General features: G+C 67.0%; 16 protein-coding genes. 6 read left to right on the top strand and 10 right to left on the bottom strand.

Going from position 1 to position 16,669, the window contains the following annotated elements:
• The 8 genes from AAFO60_RS17785 to AAFO60_RS17750 all read right to left on the bottom strand — a co-directional run bounded on the left by AAFO60_RS17785 (position 1) and on the right by AAFO60_RS17750 (position 7,106).
• Positions 1-813 (bottom strand): enoyl-CoA hydratase/isomerase family protein, encoded by an 813-nt coding sequence (locus AAFO60_RS17785; RefSeq protein ID WP_347957570.1) that lies wholly within the window; start codon positions 811-813, stop codon positions 1-3.
• Positions 814-857: 44 nt separating this feature from the next.
• Positions 858-1,664 carry an enoyl-CoA hydratase/isomerase family protein gene (locus AAFO60_RS17780; protein ID WP_347957569.1) on the bottom strand — a complete coding sequence of 269 codons (807 nt, stop codon included), beginning with the start codon at positions 1,662-1,664 and terminating at the stop codon, positions 858-860.
• Between the two features lie 229 nt (positions 1,665-1,893).
• A complete protein-coding gene (locus AAFO60_RS17775; RefSeq protein WP_347957568.1) occupies positions 1,894-2,934 on the bottom strand; it encodes an LLM class flavin-dependent oxidoreductase in 1,041 nt (346 codons plus the stop codon).
• A 160-nt stretch (positions 2,935-3,094) separates the two neighbouring features.
• On the bottom strand, positions 3,095-3,925 hold the full coding sequence (locus tag AAFO60_RS17770) for a tyrosine-protein phosphatase (RefSeq protein ID WP_347957567.1): 831 nt from the start codon (positions 3,923-3,925) through the stop codon (positions 3,095-3,097).
• Between the two features lie 6 nt (positions 3,926-3,931).
• Positions 3,932-4,123: a ferredoxin gene (locus AAFO60_RS17765; RefSeq protein WP_347957566.1), complete on the bottom strand. Its 192-nt coding sequence runs from the start codon at positions 4,121-4,123 to the stop codon at positions 3,932-3,934.
• 2 nt (positions 4,124-4,125) lie between these two features.
• A complete protein-coding gene (locus AAFO60_RS17760; RefSeq protein WP_347957565.1) occupies positions 4,126-5,325 on the bottom strand; it encodes a cytochrome P450 in 1,200 nt (399 codons plus the stop codon).
• A 7-nt stretch (positions 5,326-5,332) separates the two neighbouring features.
• Positions 5,333-6,676, bottom strand: a complete 1,344-nt coding sequence (locus AAFO60_RS17755; RefSeq protein WP_347957564.1) for a hypothetical protein — start codon at positions 6,674-6,676, stop codon at positions 5,333-5,335.
• Positions 6,677-6,689: 13 nt separating this feature from the next.
• Positions 6,690-7,106 carry a PEP-utilizing enzyme gene (locus tag AAFO60_RS17750; RefSeq protein WP_347957563.1) on the bottom strand — a complete coding sequence of 139 codons (417 nt, stop codon included), beginning with the start codon at positions 7,104-7,106 and terminating at the stop codon, positions 6,690-6,692.
• A 170-nt stretch (positions 7,107-7,276) separates the two neighbouring features.
• On the opposite strand from AAFO60_RS17750, the gene AAFO60_RS17745 reads away from it, so the two are divergent.
• From AAFO60_RS17745 to AAFO60_RS17720, 6 genes are all read left to right on the top strand, one after another.
• On the top strand, positions 7,277-8,260 hold the full coding sequence (locus tag AAFO60_RS17745; RefSeq protein ID WP_347957562.1) for a helix-turn-helix transcriptional regulator: 984 nt from the start codon (positions 7,277-7,279) through the stop codon (positions 8,258-8,260).
• Between the two features lie 156 nt (positions 8,261-8,416).
• Entirely contained in the window at positions 8,417-10,018 is a 1,602-nt protein-coding gene (locus AAFO60_RS17740) for a pyruvate, phosphate dikinase (protein ID WP_347957561.1), read from the top strand.
• Positions 10,015-11,238 carry an NAD(P)/FAD-dependent oxidoreductase gene (locus AAFO60_RS17735; RefSeq protein ID WP_347957560.1) on the top strand — a complete coding sequence of 408 codons (1,224 nt, stop codon included), beginning with the start codon at positions 10,015-10,017 and terminating at the stop codon, positions 11,236-11,238. The genes AAFO60_RS17740 and AAFO60_RS17735 overlap by 4 nt, the downstream gene beginning before the upstream one ends.
• Positions 11,239-11,264: 26 nt before the next feature.
• Positions 11,265-12,698 (top strand): aldehyde dehydrogenase, encoded by a 1,434-nt coding sequence (locus AAFO60_RS17730; protein WP_347957559.1) that lies wholly within the window; start codon positions 11,265-11,267, stop codon positions 12,696-12,698.
• Positions 12,699-12,748: 50 nt separating this feature from the next.
• Positions 12,749-13,825 (top strand): alcohol dehydrogenase catalytic domain-containing protein, encoded by a 1,077-nt coding sequence (locus AAFO60_RS17725; RefSeq protein ID WP_347957558.1) that lies wholly within the window; start codon positions 12,749-12,751, stop codon positions 13,823-13,825.
• A 317-nt stretch (positions 13,826-14,142) separates the two neighbouring features.
• Positions 14,143-14,889: a TetR/AcrR family transcriptional regulator gene (locus AAFO60_RS17720; RefSeq protein WP_347957557.1), complete on the top strand. Its 747-nt coding sequence runs from the start codon at positions 14,143-14,145 to the stop codon at positions 14,887-14,889.
• A 20-nt stretch (positions 14,890-14,909) separates the two neighbouring features.
• Here AAFO60_RS17720 and AAFO60_RS17715 read toward each other — a convergent pair whose 3' ends face one another.
• Both AAFO60_RS17715 and AAFO60_RS17710 read right to left on the bottom strand, forming a co-directional pair.
• A complete protein-coding gene (locus tag AAFO60_RS17715; RefSeq protein WP_347957556.1) occupies positions 14,910-15,653 on the bottom strand; it encodes a FadR/GntR family transcriptional regulator in 744 nt (247 codons plus the stop codon).
• A gap of 140 nt (positions 15,654-15,793) precedes the next feature.
• Positions 15,794-16,663 (bottom strand): SDR family oxidoreductase, encoded by an 870-nt coding sequence (locus AAFO60_RS17710; protein ID WP_347957555.1) that lies wholly within the window; start codon positions 16,661-16,663, stop codon positions 15,794-15,796.
• Positions 16,664-16,669 lie beyond the last annotated feature (6 nt).

Here is a 16,669-nt window from a genome sequence, read left to right as displayed (position 1 = left end):
TCACCGGCCGCTGAACGCAGGGGCCCGCTTCTCCTTGAACGCGGCCAGCGCCTCGGGCATGTCGTCGGTGCGGGTCAGCAACGCCTGGCCGCGGTTCTCGAGTTCCAAGGCCGCCGCGTACGAGCCGATCTCGGCGTTGCGCTGGATCGCCCGCTTGGACATTCGGACGCCGCCGGGCGAGTTCGTCGCGATCAGTCGCGCCATGGCCAGGGCTTCGTCGAGCAGGTCCGCGGCCGGCACCACCCGATTGACCAGCCCGATGCGCTCGGCTTCCTCCGCTTCGACGATGCGGGCGGTGAACCCGATGTCGGCGGCACGGGCCGGGCCCACCAGTCGCGCGAGATTGACCGAGGTTCCGAGTTCTCCCATCGAGAGCCCCACCTTGACGAAGGCCGCACTGAGTTTGGCGGTCGGCGCGGCCAACCGGATGTCGGCGGCGAGCGCGAGGGAGAATCCGCCACCGGTCGCCGGCCCGTGGATGGCGGCGATCACCGGGAAGGGCAGATGACGAATGGACTGGATGCCGCCGGTCGCGGTCTCCTGAAACTTCAGGAAGTCGCGGACACCCATCTGAGTGATCACCGAGATCTCGTCGAGGTCGAACCCGGCGCAGAATGCTCGGTCGCCGGTGCCGGTGACGATCAGCGCCCGCAGACCGCTGTCGCGAAGCGCCCGGCCGGCGAGCAGGTACTCGTGAAACATCTGCACGGTCTGCGAGTTCATCCGGTCGGGCCGGTTCATCCGCAGGATGCCGATACCGGGTTCGGCCTCGTCGAAGGTCAGGGTGTCGAGCTGGGGGAAGTCGATAGGCATGGGTCCGGGCCTTCCGTGGTCGGTGAATTCTGCGCTGGTGCTGGTCAGTTGCCCTGGAAGACGGGGGCGCGCCGTTCCTTGAAGGCGGCCAGCGCCTCCGGCATGTCGGCGCTGCGGGTGAGGAGCGCCTGGCCGCGGTTCTCCAGCTCGAGGGCGGCAGCGTACGACCCCGTCTCGAGGTTGGCCTGCAACGCCCGCTTGGACAGCTGCACACCGCCCGGCGAGTTGCCGACGATCTGTTCGGCGATCGCCAGCGCGCCGGCGATCGCGTCGTCCTCGACCTGGTTCACCAGGCCGATCTCGGACGCCTCCGGCGCGTCGACCATGCGACCGGTGAAGCAGATCTCGCTGGCCCGGGCGGGGCCGATGAGTCGGGTGAGCAACCAGGACACTCCGAGGTCGCCTGCCGACAGACCGATCTTGACGAAGGCCGCATTGAACTTGGCGGTCGGCGCGGCGACGCGGATGTCGGCAGCCAGCGACAGCGAGAACCCGCCACCCGCCGCGGCCCCGTTGACCGCGGCGATGAGCGGAACCCGCATGGCGCGCAAAGCGGTCAGCGCCCGCGCGGCGCGCTCCTGCTGGTCCAGCATCCCGAGGGCACCCAGGTGCGGCAGCTCCTCCGCATCGGCGAGGTCGTAACCGGAACAGAAGGCTTTGCCCGCACCCGTGAGCACCACGACCCGAACGTCATCGTCGGCATCGATTCCCCAGGCCAGCCGCTCCATCTCGACGAACATCGTGTTCGTCATCGCGTTGTAGCGATCGGGGCGATTGAGCGTCACCAGCAGAACGCCGGGCTTGACTTCCTCAACGAGGAGGGTCTCGAACGCTTGGTCCACAATCTGCATTGCATGCTCTCCTGAGTCAGAAGGAATTCGGCTGGAGTTCTCCGAGGGCCGGATGCCTGATGACGGTCAACTCGGCTGAACGGTTCGCGGTCGGCCCGGTGTTCGTCCGGTGGTGGGCGGCGAGTGATTCCCTGTCTCGACAGTAACCAAACGTCCCATTTGAGTCAACCATTATTTTGGTACGTCCAAATAACCAATACGTCGCTGCAACCGTGCATCGCCGTCGCGGTCAGCCCCGCCCCAGATGTTCCCGCAGCCCGATGAGGATAGCGGCGTTGATGGCCCTGGTCTCCTCGTCGGTCAGACCCCACGGCGGTGCGATCAGGTCGAGGTGATCGAATCCTCCGGGCAACCTGGCGAGTTCACCGGCGAAATCACCGGGTCGGCAGGCGATCGCGATGGCATCGATCATGTCGTCACTGACCGCACGCACCAGAGCCTCGGTATCCCGGTCTCGGGCCGCCTGCCTGATCTCCTGTTGTGCAGCACTCCAGCCGTGCAGTTCGAAGAGTCGATCGTAGACGCGCGACGCTGCATACTGGCCGATCGCGAAGGCCGCCTGCCTGCGCGCGACCTCCAGATCATCGTGGATCGCACACATCTTGATCCCCATGATGGCGACATCGGCGGGGTCCCGGTCAACGCGAGCCGCACCCACGGCGATCTCGTCGGCGACGGGACCGCTGACGTAGTCGACGGTGAACATCGGATGGCCGATCAGCCCGTCGGCGCGCTCCCCGGCGACCCGCAGCATGTACTTGTTGACGCCGGCGATCCACAACGGGATCTCCGGCCGGACCGGCTCCGGCACGTCGGCGGTGGGTGCGATGTGAACCGAGTAGAAGCGACCGTCGTGATCGACCGGCCCCTCGTGCAGATGCCACAGTTTCTTAAGCACGGTGAGCAGGTCCGCCATCCGCGCCGCCGGCGCTTCGCCGCTGACGCCGTGCCAGGCCTCCATCATCTTCGGCGTCCCGTTGCCGAGCCCGAGAATGATCCGGCCATCCGACAGTTCGTCGAGGTCGCGGGCCTCAGCCGCCCACACCAGCGGCGACCGTCCGACCCCGTAGGCGATGTTGGTGCCGATCTGAACGGTGCTGGTCCCGGCCGCGAGCGCCGCCATGGGAACGGTCGCCGACCGGCTGTAGAGTTCGCTGGTCCATACCGCGGTGCATCCGGCCGCCTCAGCCTCGCGGGCCAGTTCGGTCATCGTCTCGAAACGCCGCCGGCCGGTACCGACGCCGAACGCGTTGACTCCGAAGGTCGTCACAATCATTCCTCTCGATCGAGCGTGCCCGGCAACCCGACCGGGGAGGCCGCGTTGTGCCGAACGCGCGATACCCCACCTTCGAGCGGCCTACTGTTCAACCTGAAGGATATAATGGTCAGACCGATTACGTAAAGCGCGTCGTCACGATCGTCTCTTGCCGTCAGGCCTCGAGCAGCGCGTGCCGCAGCCGGGTCACCGTCTCGGCATCGACGCCCGCGCGTGACACCAGATAGCCGACCGCCCCACCGTAGACGGCCTTGAGGCGATCGAGCATCGTGGTCATCGCCTCGCGGGGCGACTCGAAGAGCGCCCGTCCGATCTCCGGGTCCCGGCCGACCGCCCGAAAGCGGTCCGCGTATGCGTCGATTCGATCGGGACGGTAGACATCGGTGAGCGCATAATCCTTCGTCACGTCGTCGTCGGGCACCCCAAGCGACGACAGGACGAGAGCGATGAAGACACCTGTGCGGTCTTTGCCCGCCGCGCAGTGAACCAGCGCCGGGAGGTTTCCTGCCTCCGCGAGCAGCCGATAGGCCGCTCCCCATCGATCGGCCCTCCGTTCGAGCAGATCGATGTAGAACCGGCCCATCGCCACCGCGTCGAATCGGTCGAGTTCCCCCGTCAGAAGCATCTTGAGATAGTTGGTGTCGGCCCCCTCGCCGCCCTCTGCGATCGGGAACTCATAGAGCCGGGCGCCACACGCCCGAGCCCAGGCGGTCGGCGCAGCCGACACCTCCTGCGCCGCTCGAAGATCGATCACGGTCCGCAGCGCGAGCCGCCGGTAGTCGACCTCGTTGGTCGGGTCGTAGAACGAATAGGAGGACGGTCCGCCACGGTCGACGATGGCCTCCGAGCGATACAGGCGCCGGTGCGCGACCATCTCACCGCCCGCGGTGAGATAGCCGCCGACATCCCGAAGATTCGCCGTACCGGGGATCGGCACTCGGCGGTCGGTGCGATCCCCCGCCGGTCGGCCGGCGGTACCCGCCATGATCGCTCAGTCTTCGATCGACAGCGCCCGGACGGGGCACCGGCGGACCGCCTGCTCGACGGGCTTACGTTGACTCTCGTCGGGTGTGTAGTCGAGCACCTCCAGGTTGCCGTCATCGTTGATGGTGAAGACGTCGGGGGCGGCGTACTCGCATTGACCGTGCCCCTCGCAGAGGTCCCAGTCCACTACCACTCTCATCGTCATGCTCCCTTCTCCACGCGGACCCGCAGTCGTTTGAACGCGTGGAACTGATTGGTGTGCAGCCGATCCGGTTCACCCAGCGGGGTGATGGTCAGGTCCCGATCGAGCAGCTGGGTGAGGAAGGCGGTGGCCTCGGCCCGCGCCAGATGCGAACCCATACAGGCGTGGATGCCCCAGCCGAACCCGACGTGCTCGTTGTCCTCCCGATCGATCTTGACGACATCCGGGTCGCTGAAGACCGCCGGATCGCGGTTAGCCGCCTGGAACCAGCAGACCACCTTGTCGCCCGCCCGGATCGTGCGCCCGCCGCACTCCACGTCCCGGGTGGCGGTGCGCCGCATCGCGCGGATCGGGGTGATGTAGCGCAGCATCTCCTCGATGGCCGGCTTGAGCAGCGTCCGGTCGGCCTTCAGCTTCGCCCACTCGTCGGGAAACTCCGCGAACGCCAGCACCATGCCGGTGAGCAGATTGCGCGTCGTCTCATTTCCGGCACCCACCAGCACGAAGTAGTAGGCCGCGAGGTCATGCCATCCCAGCGGTTCTCCGTCCAGCTCGGCGACGACGAGCTTGGAGACCATGTCGTTGCGCGGTTCTGCCCGCCGTTGTTCGCTCAATTCCTTGAAATGGGCGAACATCTCGCTTCGGGCACGTTCCTTCTCGTCGGGCCGCACCATGTACTCCGGATCGTCGGAGACCACCCGATTCGTCCAGTCGAGCAAGAGTCCGCAGTCGCTGAGCGGCACGCCGAGCACCTGCCCGAGAACCTGGATCGGCAGCAGCGCGGCGGCCGACTTCACGAACTCGACCTCGCCACGTTCCTCGATGTCGTCGAGGATCGTCGCGACGGCGCGGTCGATCATCTCCTGCCAGGCCTTGATCTTGACCGCACGCAGATGCGGTGCCGCGAGTTTGCGCAGCTTGCCGTGCCGCGGCGGGTCGGTGTTGTGCACGGTACTGGTGTCGCCCTCCACCTTGCGGCTGAGGATCTGGGTGCCCTCACCGTTGATGAAGGTCTCCGGGTCCATGACGACCTTGATCAGGTCGTCGTAGCGGGTCACCGACCAGAAGCCCGGTCCGTCGGCCTCGTCGTTCCAGTGCAGGGGTTCGCGTTCGCGGAGCTCGGCGAACAACGGGTTCTCGGCGCCTGCGATGAACGGCGCCAGATCCATCAGGTCGATGGCCTCTGCTCTCACAGTCATGACTGCCTCATTCACCCGTGGAGACGTGAGGAAAGCCCTTGCCGAAGAGCAGCACGGGCGTCAAAATCTCCGCGGCGCGGGAGCTGGTCAGGGTCGGCCACGCCGCCTCGGCGTTGGGATGCAGAGTGTCGAAGCCGTCGGCGACCCACTTGTCCCACAGGCCGACCCGCGAGGCGTGCGACAGCAGAAACTCGCGGGTGTAGACCATGACGCCGTCGCGGATCTTCTCCTCGGTCGACTTCTTCGACAGGGTCCGATACATCGCCATCGTCCCGGACTGGCACTTGCGGGAGATCTCGGCCATCTCCTGGTCATCGAGGACGCGGAGCTGACTCATCGGCGTGGTCATCGTGTCGCGCGCGAAGACCGCCGCTCCCTCGAGGTAGTCGAGGTAGTTGGACGGCTCGGTGAACGTGGTCATGATCTCGGTGATCTTGGCGTCGACCTTCTCCGCCGAGAACACCATCACCTGGGTCACGCAGTAGGGCAGGCCGTCGGCGACACCGGACCAGGGGTACGCGGTCTCGTTGAGGAAGTGATCGCGCACGATGGCGAATCTGTTGCCCGGCAGCGGGTACGGACCGGTGTCGCCCATGCCGGCGCGGCAGTCGTAATGCAGCATGAAGCCGAACAGCTCGGTGCGGGCGTTGAACTGCCGGAAGGCGTCGAGATCGGCCGGATCGTCGAACGTCTTCACCTGGTCGAGGAGCGGTTGCAGCACGTCGTCGTCGAGCACCGGGATCTGGAACTGACGGCCCGAGACGAACCCCGGACCGTCACCCCAGGTGCCGTGTTGGAGCCGTCGACCGAACTGGATCAGCGTGTCGAGGTCCTCGCGCCGCGAGTCGACGGTGTCCTGCCCGAGCTCGACACCGATTCCCCGTCCCAGGATCGGGCAGACCGACGCGGCCCAGTTGCGGGTGACGTTGATCTTGGTGCCGACCTCACGGCTCGACGTCTTCGCGAGATCCAGAATTCCATCGACGCCGATCTCGTCGGTGAGCATCCGAATGAACTTGGGATAGGTGTTCCACTGCTGGACGAACGAGATGGTCTCGTACTCCTGGCGCGGAATGAGGCCGGACTCGCCCTCGGACGCGCGACCCAGGATGAAGTCCCAGAGATTCCACGCCGCGTAGTCGAGCCAGCTGTTCACCTGGGCGTCTTCGAGGCTCTCGAGGCGGACGTCGCGGGAGTCGGTGTCCATGAACGGCAGTTGGACGCGCTCGCGCATCTGTCCGTCGCCGTCGATCCCCTGGGGCACCTCGCCCTGGAAGGCCTGCAGGAAGGGGGTGGGGTCGAACTCCGCCTCGGCGACGGCGCTCTCGGTGTGCTGATCTGTGGTCGACATGGTCTGGTGCTCCTTACGCGTTGCCGTCGACGAGGTACACCTGACCGACGTCTCCGGAGGTGTCCAGCCGCACGGCGGTGCCGTCGGCGGGAATCGTCTCGTCGCGGGAGGTCTGGATCCCCTCGGTGAATTCGGTGGACATCACGCAAGGGATGCCGAACTCGCGCGACAGGATGCCGAGGTGACTCTCGGGCGCGCCCTGCAGGGTGATGAGTCCCGCCACGCCGGCCATCAACGCCGGTGACATGAACGTGGTGGTGCCGCCGCGGGAGATCACGACGGTCGTCGCGACGTCGGGGCCGTCGATGAAGTCGAGGACCTCGTCAGGCGAATCGAGAAACCGGATCGTCCCGGTGGCCCCGTTCACGGACGTGAACGCTTTGACGCCGGTCCCGATGAGCTTGCCGGCGATGGTTTCATTGCTGGTCATTGCAGGTTCCTCCTGGTTACCGTGGCTCTTCGCCAACTGTTGGACCAATTGCATTGATGATGTGCTGGATGTCACAATGGCGTCAACCCGATTCGAGTGGCGCAACCGGGTTTCACTCTTTCGGGGGAGACAGGTACCCACCCCGCAGATTCCGGAGGCGAGACGAGCCCGTGACCGACGACTTGTCCGAGCAAGCCCTGCTCGCAGCGATTCACACGCTGGGCGAGGTCGCGGGACAGCTCGGCGCATCGGCACGATCGGCGACCCACGGCGTCGTCGACACCGAGACCGCAGTCGAGATGATCTCGTCGATCGAGGTCGTCATCGGCCGACTGCACAGCACCCCGGAGCTGCGTGAGGCGGCCCGGGACCTGCGGGCCGGCCGTGCCGAACTGCTGGCGGGCGAGTTGGCTCGGCAACGGTCCAAGCTCGCCGACGTGACCCGGCAGATCGCCCGGATCCGATCGGTCCGCAGCATCGAAGACCTCGCCGACTCCATCCCGGTGGAGACCACGCGACTGGGCTATGAGCGGGCGCTGTTCTCGTGGGTGGACAACGAGCGCTGGGTACCCCGGTCCGCCCACACGTTCGAGGGACCGTCCGCGGCCAAGGCGATGGTGTCTGCGGGCGGTCCGCCGTATCACGAGATCCGCTATCTCCATGAGGTGCACGTGGTTCGTGAGCGTAAGCCCATCCTCGTCCTCGGCGCGATCGGCGATCCCCGCGTCCATCCGACGATCCATCCGGTGACCCGATCGATCACCTATGCCGCAGCACCGATCGTCGCCCGCGGACGGGTCACCGGCATGATTCACATCGATCGCAACCTCGACACCGGACTGAACGACGAATTCGACCGGGACCTGCTGAGCCTGTTCTGCGAAAGCATCGGGGCGACCCTCGATCGATTGCTGGCGAGCGCCGACAGCGCGGATTCAGCGGCGAGCCCGGTCGACAGCGACTGGTGGGACGCGCTGACAGAGCGCGAACGCGAGGTACTTCGGCTGCTCGCCGAAGGCCTCACCAATGCGGACATCAGTGCACGGCTCTACGTCAGCCCGGAGACGACGAAGTCGCACGTCAAGCGACTGATGCGGAAGATGGGCGTCAACAACCGATCCCAGGCCGGGGCGATGTATCACACCATGATGTGAACTGCGCGGATGCGAGCAGGTGTTCCGATCCGCCGATGAGCCGCCTCCCCCATAAGGGTGAAGTATGAACTGACGCACCTCACGATCTTCCAGTGATTCACCTCTCAGGCTAGGTTGAACTCAAACGGTCTAACCAATTACGTTCTGGAGGCATCGATGACCGGCGTCTACTCTTTCGACCACGATCATGGCGTTCCCGCGCGCGATCTGGGCCACTTGCTCGGCGGAAAGGGTGCCGGCCTCGCGGAGATGACGACCGAGCTGGGATTCGACGTCCCGCCCGGGTTCACCATCTCGGTTCCGGTCTGCCGCGAATACCTCGAAACAGGCTGGCCCGACGGGCTCGACGACCAGATCCGCGCGCACATCAAGGTGCTCGCCGATCGCATGGGCCGCACCCAGGGCGACCCGAACGACCCGCTCCTGGTGGCGGTCCGCAGCGGCGCCCCGGTATCGATGCCGGGGATGCTCGACACCGTCCTCAATCTCGGCCTCAACGACGACACCGTCCGGGGGCTCGCGCGCATCTCCGGCGACGAGCACTTCGCCTGGGACAGCTACCGGCGTTTCCTCGGCATGTACGCCACCACCGTCATGGGAGTGCACGAGGAATCGCTGCCGACCCTCGACGCATCGGGCGCAACGACCTCCGAGCTGCGCGCCCACGTCGCCGATCTGCACGCTCAAATCGTCCGGATCACCGGCCGGCACGTGCCGCATGCGCCGTACGAGCAGCTTCGCGAATCGATCGAAGCGGTCTTCCGCTCGTGGGGTTCGGACCGCGCCCGCGCCTACCGCAGACATGAGGGAATCGACGAGGACCTCGGAACGGCGTGCAATGTGCAGGCGATGGTCTTCGGCAACCGGGGGGACGACTCCGGTACCGGCGTCGTCTTCACGCGCAATCCGTCGACCGGTGAGGCCGTACCCTTCGGCGACTACCTGCCGTGCGCGCAGGGCGAGGACGTCGTCGCCGGCACCATGAACACCCACCCCCTCTCCTACCTGGGAGAGCATCAGCCGGCGGCCTATCGCGATCTGCTCGACGCGCTGCGTCGGCTCGAACTGCACTATCGGGATGTCTGCGACGTCGAGTTCACGGTGGAGAGCGGGAAGCTCTGGCTGTTGCAGACCCGCATCGGCAAGCGAAGTGCCGTCGCGGCAGTGCGGATCGCGGCCGACCTGGCCGACGATCCGGAGATAGCGCTGACCCCCGAGGAGGTGCTGATCCGGGTCCCCGAAACGTTGCGAACCCGGGCGCGTGCGGAGATCGCTGCCGAGGCTCACGGCCCGGGCGCCGGCGCCACCCTCCTCGGCACCGGTCTCGGCGCGTCTCCGGGCCGCGTCACCGGGCGCGTGGTGCTCACCGCCGACGACGCGATGTGCGCCGACGACGACGTCATCCTGGTCCGGTCCAGCACCAGCCCCGAAGACGTCGCCGGCATGTCGGCGTCGATCGGCATCCTCACCACTCGCGGCGGACTGGTGAGCCACGCCGCGGTGGTGGCGCGCGGCTGGGGCCTCCCAGCCGTCGTCGGTGCCGAGGCCCTCACGATCACCGGGGACGAGATCCACGCCGACGACGGCGTCCGGGTCCGGGCCGGCGACATCATCACCATCGACGGGTCCAGCGGCTGTGTCTGGGTCGGCGAAGTGGCCGGCACCGATCTGGAGGCCGATGATGCGGTGGCGCACCGACTCCCCCACCTCTTGCGCATCGAGGAATGGGCCAGCCGGGCGAAGGCGACCCCGGCATGACCGCCCGATCACTCGATCACGTCGTCGTGGTCGGCGCCTCACTGGCCGGGCTCCGCGCCGTGCAGACCGCCCGCGACAACGGCTTCGGCGGCCGCATCACCCTCATCGGCGACGAGATCCATCTACCCTACGACCGTCCACCGCTCTCCAAGGAATACCTCGGCAGCGGACCACCGCCCGATACCCATCGGCTGCCCGGCGTCGAGAACCTCGCCGGGGACCTCGACATCGACCTCCGCCTCGGCGTCCACGCCCGGAGCCTGGACACCGACCGTCGACGCATCACCACCTCCGACGGCGAGGTGGACTACGACGCGCTGTTGATCGCCACCGGAGTTCGCGCCCGAACGCTGCCCGGCACCGACGGTCTGTCCGGCGTGCACGTTCTGCGTCGCCTCGACGACGCCTGGGCGATTCGCGATGCCTTCGACCGCGGGGCCCGCGTGGTGATCATCGGCGCCGGATTCGTCGGCGCGGAGGTCGCCTCCGCAGCGGTCAAGCGCGGCCTGGAACCCGTTCTCGTCGAAGCCGCGCCGACCCCGCTGGTGCGGGCCGTCGGGGAGACCGGTGGCCGCGGGCTGAGCCGGCTGCACGCACGCAACGGAGTCGATCTGCGGTGCGGCGTGGCGGTGTCGGAAGTAGTGGGCGACGGGCGGGTCGAAGCGATCCGGCTCGCCGACGGCACCGAGATCCCCGCCGACCTCGTCGTCGCCGGCATCGGCGCCGACCCCGCCACCGGTTGGCTGGCCGGGTCCAGACTGACACTCGACAACGGCGTGGTGTGCGATCAAACGCTGCGGGCTGCCGAGAACGTCTGGGCCGCAGGAGATGTCGCCCGCTGGACGAATCCACTGTTCGATCGTCCGATGAGACTCGAGCACTGGACCAATGCGGGCGAGCAGGCCATTCATGCCATGGAGAACCTGCTCGCTCCCGACAAAGCCACCCCATACCGGCACGTCCCGTATTTCTGGTCGGACTGGTACGGCCGGCGAATCCAGTTCGCCGGGCTTCCCGTCGGAGAGCCCGAGGTGGTCGGCGGCGGCTGGGACTCCGACGACCTGGTCGCGTTGTACCGCGAGGCCGACCGTGTGATCGGTGCGCTCGCGGTCAATCGACGAGGCGACATCATGAAGTATCGCGCCCAGATCGCGCGCGGTGGCACCTGGGACGACGCACTGGCATTCGCCGCCAAGCGCAGCGCCGCGGCCCCGGCGTGAGCGCCGAATCAGAGAAGGACCTACCCGTGCAGCATCACGACGACATCTTCATCGGCGGGCGATGGACCGCCTCCGACTCCCCCGACCGGACTCCCGTGGTCAACCCGGCGACCGAGGAGGTGTGGGCGGCGGTTCCCGACGGCAACGAACGAGACATCGACCGGGCCGTCGCCGCGGCACGAACAGCGTTCCCCGCCTGGGCCGCCGACGATCCGAACCGACGCGCCGAACTCTTGGTCGGACTCGCCGACGAAATCGACAGACGCGCCGCGGAGATCACGCGGATCATCACCGCCGAGAACGGAACCCCGGTCGCCGAGAGCTCCGGAGCACCCGGGCACAGTGCCTCCCACCTGCGGCTGACCGCGGGCCTCGTCGACACGCTGACGCGCGTCGACGACCGACCGAACCCGATGGCGTCCGGTCACACGCTGGTACGGCGCGGCCCGGTCGGGGTGGCCGGACTCATCACTCCCTGGAACTTCCCGCTCGGGCTGGTCATCATCAAACTCGGGCCGGCCTTGCTCGCCGGGTGCACCGTGGTCGTCAAGCCGGCCCCGGAGACACCGATGGCCACCCGCGCACTGATGGACGCCGTCTCCGCCGCCGGAATCCCCGACGGCGTCGTGAATCTGGTGACGGGCGGCACCCGCGCCGGCGATGCTCTGGTGAACCATCCGGACGTCGACAAGATCTCCTTCACCGGCTCCACCGCTGTCGGCCGGATGATCGGCCGTAGCTGCGGGGAACGGCTGCGCCCGGTCACGCTGGAACTCGGCGGCAAGTCGCCGGCGATCGTGCTCGACGACTTCGACCCCGATATTCTGGCGCGCAACCTGCTAAAAGTGTCGATGCGCAACACGGGCCAGACCTGCAAAGCCTGCACCCGGCTCCTGGTGCCGGCTCATCGGCACGACGAAATCGCTTCGCTGGCGGCCGACGTCGTCGCCGCCGCACCGATCGGAGACCCCACCGACCCGAACGTCTTCTTCGGGCCATTGGTCTCGGCGCGTCAGCGCAGCCGGGTGGCGGGGTACCTCGACGCCGGCCGGGCCGAGGGAGCGAAGGCGCTCACCGGCGGGGCCGTCGACACCCGATTCCCCCGCGGCTTCTACGTCGAGCCGACGGTGTTCTCGCAGGTGTCGCCAGGAATGAGAATCGCCCGCGAGGAGATCTTCGGGCCGGTGCTGTCGGTGATCGCCTACCGCGATGTCGACGACGCGATAGCGATCGCCAACGATTCCGAATTCGGCTTGGCGGCGACGGTCTTCAGTGCTGACGCCGACCGAGCGACGGCCGTCGCGAAGCGGCTGCAGATCGGGAACGTGGGCATCAACCACTACGGATCGAATGCCGCCGCCCCGTTCGGCGGCCACAAGAACAGCGGACTCGGCACCGAATTCGGCACCGAGGGCCTCGAGGCCTACCTGCAGTACACCTCCATCCACTATCCCGTCTGACCCACTATCCCGTTCTGACCCACTATCCCGTTCCGACAGAGAGACATCCGATGCGAGCAGCAGTCATGTGGCGCCCTGGCGAGCCCTTCCAGGTCCAGGAGATCGACATCGCCCCGCCCGGCCCCGGACAGGTGTCGGTGGAGTTGCACAGTTGCGGAGTCTGCGCCTCCGACTTGTCACTGACCACATCGTTCGGGCAGCCGACTCCGGTCGTCCTCGGTCACGAGGGTGCCGGCGTCGTCACCGCGACTGGTGACGGCGTCGACTCGGTCGCGCCGGGCGATCACGTCGTCCTGGTATGGGTGCCGCCGTGCGGCAGGTGCGCGCCCTGCCGCCGCGGAGACGACTACTTGTGTGCCAACCGCAAGTCCTCGGCCGATCTGCGTGCCGGCCGAGGCCGGGGCGCGTCACCGCTGAGCGTCGATGGCACCTCCATCCACCAGGGAATGGCGACCTCAACCTTCGCCCAGCAGACGGTGGTGCCGGAGAACGCGGTCGTCCGCATCGACGACGACGTGCCGTTCCCGGTGGCAGCCATGATGGGGTGCGCGGTGCCGACCGGCGTCGGCGCGGCGATCCGCAGCGCACGGGTGCGGCCCGGCGACGACGTCGCCGTGATCGGCTGCGGCGCAGTGGGACTGAACGCAGTGATGGGTTCCGTGGTCGCCGGGGCGGCTCGGGTCGTCGCCGTCGATCCGATGCCCGAACGACGGACGCTCGCCACGACGGTCGGCGCCACCGAGGGACTCGACCCCGACCGAATCGACGAACTCCGTGACCTGGACGTGGTCATCGACGCCGTCGGAGCTCCCGCGACGGTCACCAGCGCGTGGCGGGCGGTGCGCCGGGGCGGCACCGTGACGGTCGTGGGCGCGGGCCGACCCGACCAGTCCGTGGAGATCAACGCCTACGAGCTGTTCCACGACGACAAGAAGATCACCGGCAGCTTCCATGGCGGAATCAGCATGCATCGGGATCTGCCGATGCTGGTGGGTCTGTGGCGGTCCGGAAGGCTGCCGGTCGAGCAGCTCATCGCCGGGACCGCCGATCTGGATTCGATCAACGACGTGGTCGCTGCCCAGCAGAGCGGCCGAGCCCTCCGGATCGTGCTGTCGCCCCAGCCGTGACAGACGCTCGGCCGCGTTGTCGTCGGACGCCCATCTGATCCGCCGATCCCACGCAGTCGACTTGGGAGATGCACCTCAGGCTGCGGCGTCGGGGGCGAGGGTCAGGGTCAGGGTCAGGGTACTATTGCGCCACTTGATGTGGTACATGTCACTTTGCGCATTGCAATCGTACAAGAGTTCGATAGCATCGATCCGCCAAGAACCGCCAGGCGATTTCGGTGACTGTTGCAGAATTGGCGCCACCCGCTGGTTGAGTTGAGCCGATCGCAGCGCAGCGGAGGTCGGATGAAACCACCGCTCTATCGGCCTGAAAACCCATGGGCGTCAATACATATCAGGTGATTTTGACTCCGACTCCGCTGCGCCCCATCGGGCTGGTAATCAACGGGCGACTCAACCCGCGTCGCCCAATCGGCCGGCCCGGCCGGTATTCGTCTCATCGAAGAAACCATCGACGGCCTCGTCCAGCGTCGGCAGTACTCGAGAAAGGAATCCTTGGCTCGACCGCAGTCGTGCTGAGTCGCAAGGGTTTTGCCGGTACCAGACTCAGTGACATCGCCGAGCACGCCGACCTGCAAGCTCCCGCTGTCTACTACTACTTCAAGTCACGCGAGGAGCTCATCGAGGAAGTAGTCGTCTCCGGCGTCCGATGCATGCACGATCACGTGATCGGCGCACTGGCTGCGACTTCGGAGGAGGCCCGGCCCATGGACCGCGTCCTCATCGCGGCCGAGGCACATCTGCAGCAGGTCCTGGGTGCGTCGGCGTACACGACGGCCGCGACGCGCAACGGCGGCCAGATGCCTGAGCATCTGAGGGTCCGCTACGAATCCGAACGGCAGTCCTACGGCAACGTCTGGCGCGAACTCCTGGCGGCCGCAGCCGAGGCCGGCGAACTCAATCCGAACATCGATCTGGGTATGGCCCGGATGCTCGTCCTGGGCGCGCTCGACTGGACGGCTGAGTGGTGGAGGCCGGAGCGAGGTTCCTTCGAGTATCTGGTGACGACTGCCCAGACGCTGATCCGCAACGGAATCGGTGCAGCGCCCGAGTCCCGGGAATAGTTGGTCTACCGCGACCGCGCTCAGCAGTCGGTGCCGCTCTCGCGGAGTTCGTCGATGATCGCCGGCGCGTTCAGATGATCGGCCATCAACTGGAAGGCCCGCCCCGGCCGTCGCTCGGTGATGGCGTCGGTCACCGCCACGTGCAGATCGAGCGAGTGCCGACGGGTGTGCTCGTCCTCACCGCGCAGGGTGGCTTGATCGAATTGCCGGTACGCCGCCCGCGACACCGCTTCGATGAGGGTGAACAGCACCTCGTTGCGAGCGGCCCGCGAGACGGCGCTGTGCCAGGCGACCTTGCACGCGACGAAGTCGCCGTGGCCGTCGAGTGCCCGTGCCGTCTGCTCATTGATCTGCTTCAGTTCCGCGAGGTCCTGCTCGGTGCGTCGTTCGGCAGCGAAGTAAGCGCACCAGGGTTCGATCGCCACCCGCGACTCGAGAAGCATCTCCGAATCCGGCGCCCACCCTTCCAGATTGAGCCGCACCGAGCGCAGCACCTCTGATGCGGTGGGGCGGGTGACCACCGAACCGCCCCGGCGACCGGTCTTGACGACGATGAGACCCTCCCGCTGCAACTGGGCCAGTGCCTCACGCACCGCAGACCGGGTCAGACCGCTGTCTTCGACCAGCTGTCGCTCGGCGGGCAGCATCGCACCCACCGGCAGATCGCCGTCCAGGATCTGGCGCCGCAGGGTCTCCGCGAAGACGTCGGCCGGCCGCGGTACAGAGACTTCCCCCAGAACGATCGATTCCGTCGGCTCCGACACCCCACGTCCCGTCTAGTCGCTCCGCCCGGCCCGGCGATGATTCTCCGTCACAATTGCCGCTGACTGACCATAACTCTAAGCCGCCTCCCCCGCGGCAAGCCCCTCAGACCCGCCGGAGCGCGGAGTCCTCATCCGCCCGTTCAGTCCTCGCCCTCGAGGATCTTCGGTGATTGCGCCCGGTGAAAGCCGTTGTAGACCGCGTTGTTATTCGACCCGGCCAGCGTCCACCGGCGGCCGTTGGGCGCCGCGCCGTCAACCCGCAGACACGACCCCGTGATGAACGCCGCCGCCGGCGACAACAGGAACACAATGCCTGCGGACACCTCGGACTCCGACCCGAACCTCCGCAGCGGTTGCCGGAGAATCACCGAGTTCCGAATGTAACTGCGCTGATGGGCCGGATACGTGTCCAGTCCGCTCGAGGCGATCGATCCCGGAGCCAGTGAGTTCACCCGAACTCCGAACTCCGCCCATTCGCCGGCCGCGGATTCCGAGAGGGTCAGCATGCCACCGCGGGCGGCACCGGAATGCGCGAAGCCCGGCCAGCCTCCCCAGATGTCGGCGATGATGTTGACGATCGACCCACCGTGCTCCTTCATATGGGCGGTGAACACCTCCCGCATGACGATGAAGCCTCCGGTGAGGTTGTTGCGAACCACCGCTTCGAAGCCCTTGGTGGAGATCTCCTCGAGCGGCGCCTTGTACTGACCGCCCGCATTGTTGACCAGTCCGTCGATCCCACCGAACTCGTCGACGGTGGCCGCCACCACCTCCCGGACCCGCTCCTCTTCTCGGATGTCGCAGACCTGGGATCTGACGATGCCGCCGTCCTCGGCGATCTCGGCGGCGACACCGCCCAGTCGTTCGTCGCTGCGCCCGATGATCACCACATTCGCACCCAGAGAGGCGAGTTCGTGAGCGGTGCATCGGCCGATTCCGCTGCCGCCGCCGGTGACGATGATCGTCTGGCCCTGGAAGAGTCGGGGCTTGTAGATGCTCTCGTACGGCATACCGAT

The organism is Gordonia aichiensis (genome assembly GCF_039946255.1).
GTDB lineage: Bacteria > Actinomycetota > Actinomycetes > Mycobacteriales > Mycobacteriaceae > Gordonia > Gordonia aichiensis_A.
This window is presented reverse-complemented; position numbering and strand designations above follow the sequence as displayed.

Excerpts from the sequence above, each read along its gene's own strand:
- AAFO60_RS17765 (WP_347957566.1), bottom strand. The coding sequence starts at position 4,123 with ATGAGAGTGGTAGTGGACTGGGACCTCTGCGAGGGGCACGGTCAATGC.
- AAFO60_RS17760 (WP_347957565.1), bottom strand. The coding sequence starts at position 5,325 with ATGACTGTGAGAGCAGAGGCCATCGACCTGATGGATCTGGCGCCGTTC.
- AAFO60_RS17755 (WP_347957564.1), bottom strand. The coding sequence starts at position 6,676 with ATGTCGACCACAGATCAGCACACCGAGAGCGCCGTCGCCGAGGCGGAG.
- AAFO60_RS17740 (WP_347957561.1), top strand. The coding sequence starts at position 8,417 with ATGACCGGCGTCTACTCTTTCGACCACGATCATGGCGTTCCCGCGCGC.
- AAFO60_RS17735 (WP_347957560.1), top strand. The coding sequence starts at position 10,015 with ATGACCGCCCGATCACTCGATCACGTCGTCGTGGTCGGCGCCTCACTG.
- AAFO60_RS17770 (WP_347957567.1), bottom strand. The coding sequence starts at position 3,925 with ATGGCGGGTACCGCCGGCCGACCGGCGGGGGATCGCACCGACCGCCGA.
- AAFO60_RS17725 (WP_347957558.1), top strand. The coding sequence starts at position 12,749 with ATGCGAGCAGCAGTCATGTGGCGCCCTGGCGAGCCCTTCCAGGTCCAG.
- AAFO60_RS17720 (WP_347957557.1), top strand. The coding sequence starts at position 14,143 with ATGGGCGTCAATACATATCAGGTGATTTTGACTCCGACTCCGCTGCGC.
- AAFO60_RS17780 (WP_347957569.1), bottom strand. The coding sequence starts at position 1,664 with ATGCAGATTGTGGACCAAGCGTTCGAGACCCTCCTCGTTGAGGAAGTC.
- AAFO60_RS17750 (WP_347957563.1), bottom strand. The coding sequence starts at position 7,106 with ATGACCAGCAATGAAACCATCGCCGGCAAGCTCATCGGGACCGGCGTC.
- AAFO60_RS17710 (WP_347957555.1), bottom strand. The coding sequence starts at position 16,663 with ATGCCGTACGAGAGCATCTACAAGCCCCGACTCTTCCAGGGCCAGACG.
- AAFO60_RS17785 (WP_347957570.1), bottom strand. The coding sequence starts at position 813 with ATGCCTATCGACTTCCCCCAGCTCGACACCCTGACCTTCGACGAGGCC.